Origin of the sequence: Sandarakinorhabdus sp. (assembly GCF_031422795.1) — a bacterium.
Classification (GTDB): domain Bacteria; phylum Pseudomonadota; class Alphaproteobacteria; order Sphingomonadales; family Sphingomonadaceae; genus Sandarakinorhabdus.
This window is the reverse complement of record NZ_JANPML010000230.1, coordinates 1-9,087: the sequence shown is the minus strand read 5'-3', so window position 1 is coordinate 9,087 and position 9,087 is coordinate 1. Positions and strand designations below refer to the sequence as shown.

8 protein-coding genes and 1 pseudogene are annotated in these 9,087 nt (G+C 65.0%); 7 read left to right on the top strand and 2 right to left on the bottom strand.

Going from position 1 to position 9,087, the window contains the following annotated elements:
• From RMO81_RS08625 to RMO81_RS08595, 7 genes and pseudogenes are all read left to right on the top strand, one after another.
• Nucleotides 1-215: pseudogene (locus RMO81_RS08625) on the top strand (carnitine dehydratase); the annotation flags it as partial.
• Nucleotides 212-1,033: a hypothetical protein gene (locus RMO81_RS08620; protein ID WP_310475420.1), complete on the top strand. Its 822-nt coding sequence runs from the start codon at nt 212-214 to the stop codon at nt 1,031-1,033. The pseudogene RMO81_RS08625 and the gene RMO81_RS08620, both read left to right, overlap by 4 nt.
• Before the next feature lie 21 nt (nt 1,034-1,054).
• Nucleotides 1,055-2,200: an acyl-CoA dehydrogenase family protein gene (locus RMO81_RS08615; protein ID WP_310475419.1), complete on the top strand. Its 1,146-nt coding sequence runs from the start codon at nt 1,055-1,057 to the stop codon at nt 2,198-2,200.
• Nucleotides 2,200-3,396, top strand: coding sequence for an acetyl-CoA C-acetyltransferase (locus tag RMO81_RS08610; protein ID WP_310475418.1), 1,197 nt, complete (start codon nt 2,200-2,202; stop codon nt 3,394-3,396). Before RMO81_RS08615 ends, RMO81_RS08610 begins: the two co-directional genes overlap by 1 nt.
• An 89-nt stretch (nt 3,397-3,485) precedes the next feature.
• Entirely contained in the window at nt 3,486-4,136 is a 651-nt protein-coding gene (locus tag RMO81_RS08605; RefSeq protein WP_310475417.1) for a PEPxxWA-CTERM sorting domain-containing protein, read from the top strand.
• A 389-nt stretch (nt 4,137-4,525) separates the two neighbouring features.
• Nucleotides 4,526-5,713 carry a CoA transferase gene (locus RMO81_RS08600; RefSeq protein ID WP_310475416.1) on the top strand — a complete coding sequence of 396 codons (1,188 nt, stop codon included), beginning with the start codon at nt 4,526-4,528 and terminating at the stop codon, nt 5,711-5,713.
• Nucleotides 5,714-5,780: 67 nt separating this feature from the next.
• A complete protein-coding gene (locus RMO81_RS08595; protein ID WP_310475415.1) occupies nt 5,781-6,179 on the top strand; it encodes a hypothetical protein in 399 nt (132 codons plus the stop codon).
• Nucleotide 6,180: 1 nt separating this feature from the next.
• On the opposite strand, the gene RMO81_RS08590 is transcribed toward RMO81_RS08595, so the two are convergent.
• Nucleotides 6,181-6,981 carry a crotonase/enoyl-CoA hydratase family protein gene (locus RMO81_RS08590; protein ID WP_310475414.1) on the bottom strand — a complete coding sequence of 267 codons (801 nt, stop codon included), beginning with the start codon at nt 6,979-6,981 and terminating at the stop codon, nt 6,181-6,183.
• A gap of 245 nt (nt 6,982-7,226) precedes the next feature.
• Nucleotides 7,227-9,087 (bottom strand): acyl-CoA dehydrogenase family protein (locus tag RMO81_RS08585; RefSeq protein ID WP_310475413.1); only part of this gene is annotated, 1,861 nt, incomplete at its 5' end.

Below are 9,087 nucleotides of genomic sequence, written 5' to 3'. Positions count from 1 at the left end.
TGTTCACTGCCAATCCGCAGTTTCAGACCATCACGCACAAATCCGGCCTGACCTATCCTGCTGCTGGCCCGGCGGCGACGCTGGCCGGTGAGCCGCGCGGGGCCGTGCGGGCCGCACCGCAATTGGGTGCCGATACCGATGCCGTGCTGGCCGAGGTGTTGGGTCTTGCCAGCGGCGCCATCGGCAAGCTGCACGATGAAGGGCTGGTGGCATGACGCCCGATGAACTCACCCACTGGCAAAGCTGGTGCGCCAAACCGGAATGGCGTGAGGAGGTGCTGCACGGGCCTGATGTGCTGCGGCTGGCCGAAGCATTGAGCTGGGATGCCGACGCGCTGGGCTGGCCGCCGCTGGGCCATCTGGCGCTGTTTCTGCCGCCACCCGGCCCGCGTGGGGTGGATGGCCACCCGGTGCGCGGCGGCTTCTTCCCGCCGGTGTCGCTGCCGCGCCGCATGTTTGCCAGCGCTGACTATGGCTTTCACCGTCCGCTGATCGCCGGCATGCCCGCCATGCAGATGCGGGTGCTGGAGAGCCTGACGCCCAAGACCGGCAAGACCGGCACGCTGCTGCTCGGCACGGTGCGGATCGAGATCTGGCAGGAGGGCGAGAAGGCGCTGGAGGAAGTGCAGACCATCGTGTGGCGTGATGCCAGCCCGGCGCAGCCGCCTGAACTTCCGCCAGCGCCGATGCCCGTGCCGGCCAGCCCGCCACCGGTGGGCGATGCCGTGTTCACGCCCGGCCCGGTGCAATTGTTCCTGTTTTCGTCGGCCACCGCCAACGCCCACCGCATCCATTATGATCTGGCTTATGCGCAGGGCGAAGAGGGTTATCCCGGCCTGGTTGTGCACGGGCCGTTGGTGGCGGCGCAGTTGCTGGGCCTGTGGGAACGGCGGCATGGCCCGGCCCGGCGCTTTTCCTTCCGGGCGCAGGCGCCGCTGTTTGCCGGGCAGCCGATTGCGCTGGCGGCGGCGGATGATGGCTTGCAGGCGCTGCGCTGTGACGGCACGGTGGCCCTCACTGCAACTACCGGATGAGCGCAAACGCGGGGTGATACTATGGATAGTGAAACCTTCGGCCTGCTGAAGGACCAGTTGAGCCGCTATGTCGAAGAACGGTTGATCCCGGCGGAAGACAGGGTTGAGGAAATCGACGATATCCCGCCCGATATCGTGCAGGAATTCAAGGAGATGGGCCTGTTTGGCCTGTCGGTGCCGGGAGAGTTTGGCGGGCTGGGCCTGACCATGACGGAGGAATCGCAGCTGGTGCGCATCCTCACCCGCGCCAGCGTTACCTTCCGCAGCCTGATCGGCACCACGGTTGGCATCGGCAGCCAGGGCATCATGATTGATGGCACGGAGGCGCAGAAGGCCGAATGGCTGCCGAAATTCGCCACCGGTGAAGCCATCGCCAGCTTTGCGCTCACGGAACCCGGGGCAGGTTCCGACGCTGCCTCGCTGCGCTGTTCGGCGGTTCGCGACGGCGATCACTACCGCATCAATGGCACCAAACGGTACATCACCAATGCCCCGCGCGCGACGGTCTTTACCTTGATGGCGCGCTCCGAGCCCGACGTGAAGGGCGCGGGCGGCATCAGTGCTTTCATCGTCCCGTCTGACAGCCCAGGCATTTCGCTGGGCAAGCCCGACCGCAAGATGGGGCAACGTGGGGCCAAGACCTGCGACGTCATCTTGGAAGACGTGATGGTGCCGGCGATCAACATCATCGGCGGTGTGCCCGGCCAGGGCTTTCGCACCGCCATGAAGGTGCTCGATCGTGGCCGCATTCACATCGCTGCGGTCGCACTGGGCATGGCCGATCGGCTGATCGAGATGAGCCTGAATTATGCCATGGAACGCCAGCAGTTCGGCAGCCGCATCGGCGATTTCCAACTGGTGCAGGCGATGCTGGCCGACATGGAGGTTGACCGGCTGACCACTGCCGCCCTGCTCGAACGCACCGCGGCGCGCTTTGATGCGGGCGAGGTGACGGCGCGGGAATGTTCGGTGCTGAAACTCCATGCCAGCGAGGCCGTGGGCCGCATTGCCGATCGCGCTGTGCAGATCCATGGCGGCGCCGGTTACATGGCGGAATACAAGGTGGAACGATTCTACCGCGATGTGCGGCTGCTGCGGATCTATGAAGGCACCAGCCAGATCCAGCAGACGATCATCGCCAAATCCATGATGCGGGAGAGAGGCTGATGCGCCGGGCTGCAATTGTTTCCCCCATTCGCACCGGGGTCGGGCGTTTTGGCGGATCGCTGGCCGGGTTTCCCGCCGGCGAACTGGGCGCCATCATCCTCAAGGCGTTGATGGAACGCACCAAGATCGATCCGGAACGGGTGGACGACGTGGTGTTTGCCCATGGCTATCCCAACGGCGAAAGCCCGTGCGTGGCGCGCTGGTCGTGGCTGGCGGCGGGCTTTCCGGAAAGCGTGCCCGGCGTCTCGCTGGACCGGCGCTGCGGATCGGGCCTGCAGGCGGTGATTGATGCCGCCATGCGCGTTTCCACCGGCGCGGCCGATATCGTGGTGGCCGGCGGCGTCGAAAGCATGAGCCAGGTGGAATATTACAGCACCGACCACAGGAATGGTGCTCGCATGGGCAGCACCACCTTCCATGATCGGCTGGTGCGCGGCCGCGTGATGAGCCAGCCGATCGCGCGCTATGGCGTGATTTCCGGCATGATCGAAACCGCCAACAATCTGGCCAAGGATTACAACATCAGCCGCGAAGCCTGCGATGCCTATGCCGCGCAGAGCCACCAACGCGCCGCGCAGGCCTGGGCCGATGGCAAGTTCACCAATGAACTGGTGCCGATCGAAGTGCCGCAGAAAAAAGGCCCGCCCAGCATCTTTGCTGCCGATGAAGGCATCCGCGCTGATGCAACGCCGGAAAGCCTGGCGCTGCTGAAATCCATCGAGAAGGACGGCGTGGTCACCGCCGGCAATGCCAGCCAGCAGAACGATGGCGCCTCGGCCTGCCTGGTGGTGGCCGAGGAACTGCTGGAACCACTGGGCCTCACGCCCATGGCCTGGCTGCGCGGCTGGGCCGCCGCCGGATGCGATCCGTCGCGCATGGGCATTGGCCCGGTGCCGGCGGTGGAGCGCCTGTTTGCACGCACCGGCATGGGCTGGGGCGATATCGATCTGGTCGAATTGAACGAGGCCTTTGCGCCGCAAGTGCTGGCCGTGCTGAAAGGTTGGGGCTGGCACGATCCTGACAAGCTGAATGTCAACGGTTCCGGCATCAGCCTGGGTCACCCGATCGGCGCCACTGGTGGGCGCATATTGGCCACGATGTTGAACGAAATGCACCGGCGTGATGCACGGTTCGGATTGGAGACCATGTGCATCGGCGGCGGCCAGGGATTGGCAGCCATTTTTGAGAAGGCGTAGAAGGAACCACGCAAAAGCCTCTGGCTTGTTTGTGTTTTCTTAAGGTTAATCCATTATGGAACCGCTCGGGGTCGACTTGGAGCGAGCATATGCTTGTGCGTGCAATGGCGTTTGGATTGGCGGTGATCGCCGCCTTCCCGGCGCAGGCCGTGGTCATTCCGGGGCTGATCAACAGTGGCCGTTTGGCCAGCAATGCCGCTGTCACGACCGGCACAGTGCAGGAACAGAATTGGTTTCTGGGCGGTTCAAGCCGGCCGTGGAACAGCACCACCAACAATGTCGGCTGGCTGGCCAACAACAGCGTTTCGCGCTGGATGTCGCCTGCCAGCAATGGCAACCAGTCGCTGGATCCCACGGTTGACGGCTTTTACACTTATTCCATTGCCTTTGATCTCGGCAAATTCGTGCCCGGCACGGCCAGCTTCAACGGGCGTTTTGCCACCGATAACACCGTGACCTCGATCCTGCTCAACGGCACCCAGATTACCCAGGCCGGGTTGGGCACGTTCAACCAGTGGACCAACTTTTCGGCCAGCACCGGTTTTGTTGGCGGTCTCAACACGCTGAGTTTCCGGGTTCGCAACTTTGCAAGCCCAAGAGGCAATCCGTCCGGCCTGCGCGTCGAAATTCTGGGCAGCGCCTATGAACCTGTTCCGGAACCGACAAGCTGGGCCATGCTCATTGCCGGCTTTGGTTTGGTCGGCGCCGTCTTGCGGCGACGGCGAGCCCGGCTGGCTTGAACGCCGTCCACACCGCGCCCCACGCAGCCTGCGCTGCTCTCCGTTGATCTGATCGCGTGCATGGGTCTGACGTGTCCCCTCGCGCGGATCGCACCCGAACACCAACGGTTAGCGTTGGCAAACGCACGCGGAAACTTGGCGAAATTAACGAATATTCTAGGCAAGTTGTTAACTTCTTTCCGCTTTCTTGGGGTTTCATAGTTTGGTAACAGTGTATCACACGTGATTCGGGGGAATATGTCGTGGCCGGGGCAAGGGCCGCAGCAATCTTCTCCAAATGGCATGGGGCTGCGGCTCCACCTTGTGACAGCTAACCCCGGTCGGGGGCTAGGAACGGTGCCAGTCCTTGCGGGCTGGCACCGTTTTCTTTTTCCGGCTACCCCAATTTCATGACTGAAACGACCGCTCCCGCCGCGCTGTCCGGCATTCGTGTGCTTGATCTGTCGCGCGTGTTGGCCGGGCCGTGGAGCACGCAGATCCTGGCGGATCTGGGCGCCGACGTGGTGAAGGTGGAAGCGCCCGGCCGCGGCGATGACACCCGCGCCTGGGGGCCGCCCTTTCTGAAAGGGGCTGACGGGCAGGATGAAATCGGCACCTCGGCCTATTATCTCGCCGCCAATCGCAACAAGCGCAGCATCGCGGTCGATTTCGCCGATCCGGCCGGCGCCGCGCTGTTGCGCGAGCTGGCGGCAAAGGCCGACATCGTTATCGAGAATTTCAAGGTTGGCGGTCTGAAGAAATACGGCCTCGATTGGGAGAGCCTGCGCGCGGTGAAGCCCAGCCTTGTCTATTGTTCGGTCACGGGTTTTGGCCAGACCGGGCCATACAAGGACCGTGGCGGCTATGATTTCGTTGCCCAGGGCATGGGCGGCTTCATGGCCATCACCGGCGAGGAGGGCGGCGCACCCTTGCGCGCCGGAGTCGCCATGGCGGACGTCACCACGGGCCTGTACGCCACCATCTCAATCCTCGCCGCGCTGCGCCATGCTGAGCGCACCGGGGAGGGCCAGCAGATCGACATCAGCCTGCTCGATACCCAGATCGCCTGCCTGGCCAACCAGGCGATGAACTGGCTGGTGGGCGGCGTCGATCCCGGCCGGCTTGGCAACCGCCATCCCACAGTGGTGCCCTACAAGACGTTCGACGTCGCCGATGGCACCATCATCATCGCCATTGGCAACGATGGCCAGTTCCGCGCCTTCTGCACGCTGATGGGCGTGCCACAATTGGCACAGGACGAACGCTTCGTCACCGCCCGTGCCCGCCTGCTCAACCGCGATGCCATCGAAGCCGAAGTGCAGCGGCTGGTGGCGAACGAGCCCGGCCTGCCGTTGATCGAGCGCCTTGCCGCTGCCGGTGTGCCAGCCGGGCCGGTGAACAAGGTGAGCGAGGTGTTTGCCGATCCCTTCATCGCCGCCCGCAACGTTGTGCACGATTTCGTGCGCGCCGATGGCGCCCATATTCCCAGCGTCGCCTTTCCCGGCAAATTGTCGGCCACGCCCGCCACCATGCGCCGCCCGCCACCGCGTGTTGGCGAGGATGAAAAGAGTGTTTTTTCTGACTGGCTGGGCCGTTAACTGTAATTTGACCCAAAACGGCGACAATTCATCTCGTAATAGTATTTTGTTGCGGGTGGCGATTCGGATGAATGATCGGGAGACGGACGTTTCGGGTGCCGTTTGGGTGCAACGCGCCTTTCTGGTGATGTCGGCATTGTGGCTGGTGGTGCAGGGCCATCTCGGCAGTTTTCTGGGAACTTGGGATGATAGCCATCTGGTCGGCAATATCTGCTGGCTGATGATCTTTTATTGCCTGGCACGGCTGCTGCTGGATTGGGGGCTGACCAGCCTGCGCCTGCACCGCATTTCATCCGACGCCCTGTTCCTGATGGCCGTGATGCTGGGCCTGGAAGTGGCGTGGCGGGCGCTTGCCGGGCCAACCGGCATGGCCGGCACCGCCGGGTTCGCCACTTTCATCATGCAGCCCTTTGCGGTGGTGCTGGGGCTGGCCACCCTGCACCGGCACGGGTTCCACGCTCGCTGAACTACTGCCCCTTGAATTGGGGCGGGCGCTTTTCCAGAAACGCCGTCATCGCCTCCTTGTTGTCGCTGGTCGTGTGGGCCAGCGCCTGCATTGCGGCCGACATTTGCAGGATCGTATCCAGCCCGGCCTGACGCGCTTCCCACAGCAGGCGCTTGGTCATGCGCACGGCCTGCGGCGGGTTGGCGGCGATGCGATTGGCATAGGCGCGCGCCGCATCCAGCAATTCGGCATCCGGCACCACCTTGCTGACCAGCCCGATGCGCAGCGCTTCGGCGGCGTCCACCATGTCGCCGGTCAGCGCCATTTCGGCGGCTTTGGCATGGCCCACCACAAACGGCAGCAGCCAGGCGCCGCCATCGCCGGGGATGATGCCCAGCTTGACGAAACTCTCGGCAAATTTCGCGCTCTCACCGGCGACGCGGATGTCGCACATGCAGGCCAGATCGCAGCCGGCGCCGATCGCCGGCCCATTCACCGCCGCCACGATCGGCACTTCCAGCGCGGCAAAGGCCCGGGGCAGGCGCTGGATGCCGGTGAGATAATTGCGCCGCGTCTTGATCGGCGACGCACTGGCCAGCCCGTCGCCGCTGGCCATCTTTTTCAGATTGCCGCCCGATGAAAAGGCGCTGCCAGCACCGGTGAGGATGGCAACGCGGGCATCAGGGTCATTCTCCAGCCGCACGAGCGCCGCCAGGATCGCATCCACCATGTCATCATCCGACACCGGGTTGCGCAGTTCCGGCTGGTTGAGGGTCAGCGTGACGATGTGGCCATCGCGTTGGTAGAGGACATGATCGGTCATTCCAGTCTCCCTGAACCCCGGCGGGGCGGTTTAAGCGGTCTGTGAAAATTCAGCGGCAACGGGGCCAGCGGTGCCCGACATCACGCTGCACTTTTGACAGTTTTTACGCATCTTGTGGGTATTCAAGACGCGCAGCGGCCAAAAATCTGCCCGGGCAAGCAGCGCAGCCACACCATGATGACAGGATCGGGCAATGTAGGACAGGCCACCCCGGCACCAGCAAAACGTTCCAGCTGGCGACACGTCTAACGCACCCCCAGCCCGCGCGCGATGATGCCGCGCAGGATTTCGCGTGTGCCGCCGCGCAAGGAAACCATCGGCGCGATCTGCACTGTGGCGTGCAGCGTGGCCAGCAATGACGCGGGCGGGTCCGGGATCAACGGCAACAGGCTGCGCGCCACATCGGGGATGGCTTGTTCGAACGTCGCGCCCAGATCCTTCACCATCGCCGCTTCCAACGCTGGATCATCGCCGGCTTCCAGCAGCGTCGCCATCCCCCGCGCCATCAGCCGCAATACCATCAGATGGGCCGCCAGCCGGCCGATGGGGGCATGGGCGGCAACCGCATCGGCCGGCAGCGCCGCCACCAGTTCCTCGGCCAGCACCAGCGTGGACAGGAACCGCTCTGGCCCGGACCGCTCGTAGGCCAGCTCGCTCATCACCTGGGCCCAGCCATTGCCCTCGGCGCCCACCAGCGCATCATGGGCCACGAACACATCGTCGAAATGCACTTCGTTGAAATGATGCTCGCCCATCAAGTCGATGATCGGGCGGACGGTGAGCCCCGCCGAATCCATCGGCACCAGCAATTGGCTCAGCCCTTCATGCCGCTGACCGTCTCCGGTGCGGCAGAGCAGCAGCATGGTGTGCGCCTTGTGGGCATAGGTGGTCCACAACTTCGTGCCGTTCACCCGCCAGCCGCCTTCAACGGGGGTTGCCCTTGTCGTCAGCGCTGCAAGGTCTGAACCCGCCCCCGGCTCGCTCATGCCGATGCAGGCGTAAAGCTCGCCGCGCGCGATGGCGGGCAGATACGCCTGCTGCTGGGCCGGCGTGCCGAACTTCAGCAGCAGCGGGCCCGTTTGGCGATCGGCGATCCAGTGCGCTGCCACTGGCGCGCCGGCCGCGAGCAGTTCCTCGATCACCACCAGCCGGTCGAGCGCGCTCTTCTCATGGCCGCCCAGTGCCTGCGGCCACGTCATCCCCAGCCAGCCGCGCTGGCCCAGTGTGCGGCTGAAATCCGGGCTGTGGCCGTTCCAGCTGTGGGCGCGCACGTGCGCCGGCAGAGCGGCCAACTCTTCGGCCAGGAAAGCGCGGACCTCGCCGCGCAGGGCGGCGCGTTCGGCGGTTTCGGCGACGACCGGGAAGCGGAAACGGTCGCCAGTGCTGGCGGTGTCACTGCTGTCGAGCAGCGGCTCGTCGGTGACAAAATGCCAGAGGCTGCCGCCCGCCAGCAGGTTTGCCCCCAGCGAGCTGTGCAGCGCATGCTCGCCGCCGTGGGCATCGCGCTTCTGCCACAGCGCGCGGGTAAACAGGTGCAGGCGATGGTCCGCCGTCACGCCGATGGCGCCGTGCAACTGGTGCGCCAGCGCTGCCACGATGCCTGCTGCTTCGCTGGCGCGGGCCTTGGCCGCCGCCACTGGCGCCAGACGCCCGCCTATCAACCCCAGCCCGGCCAGCCCCACCGCTGCGCCTGCCGCCGCCGTTTCGGCTGCCATCTGCGCCAGGCTGTGCTGCACCGCCTGGTTCTTCGAAAGCGGCTTGCCGAACTGCTGGCGGGTCTGTGTCCACTCCAGAGTCATCGCCAGCACGGTTTCGCACAGGCCGGCGATCTCGGCGACGGTGAGCGCTGCCCCCCAAGGTGCCTGGCCGGGGGGTGCCACCGCTTCGGCCAGCGGCCACGGCGCGCCCGCCCGGCCATGGGCGCGCGCGATGGCCAGCACGGTCATCACATCAAGGCCAAGTCCGCCGTCGGCTTCGGGCACCAGCGCCAGCGCCACGCCGGCCGCCTCGATTGCTGCCCAGCCCTCCACCGCCTGCCCGGCGCGGGCCTGGCGCAACCGTTCCTCTGTTGCCTCGCGGGCAAACAGCCGGCTCACCTGATCGATC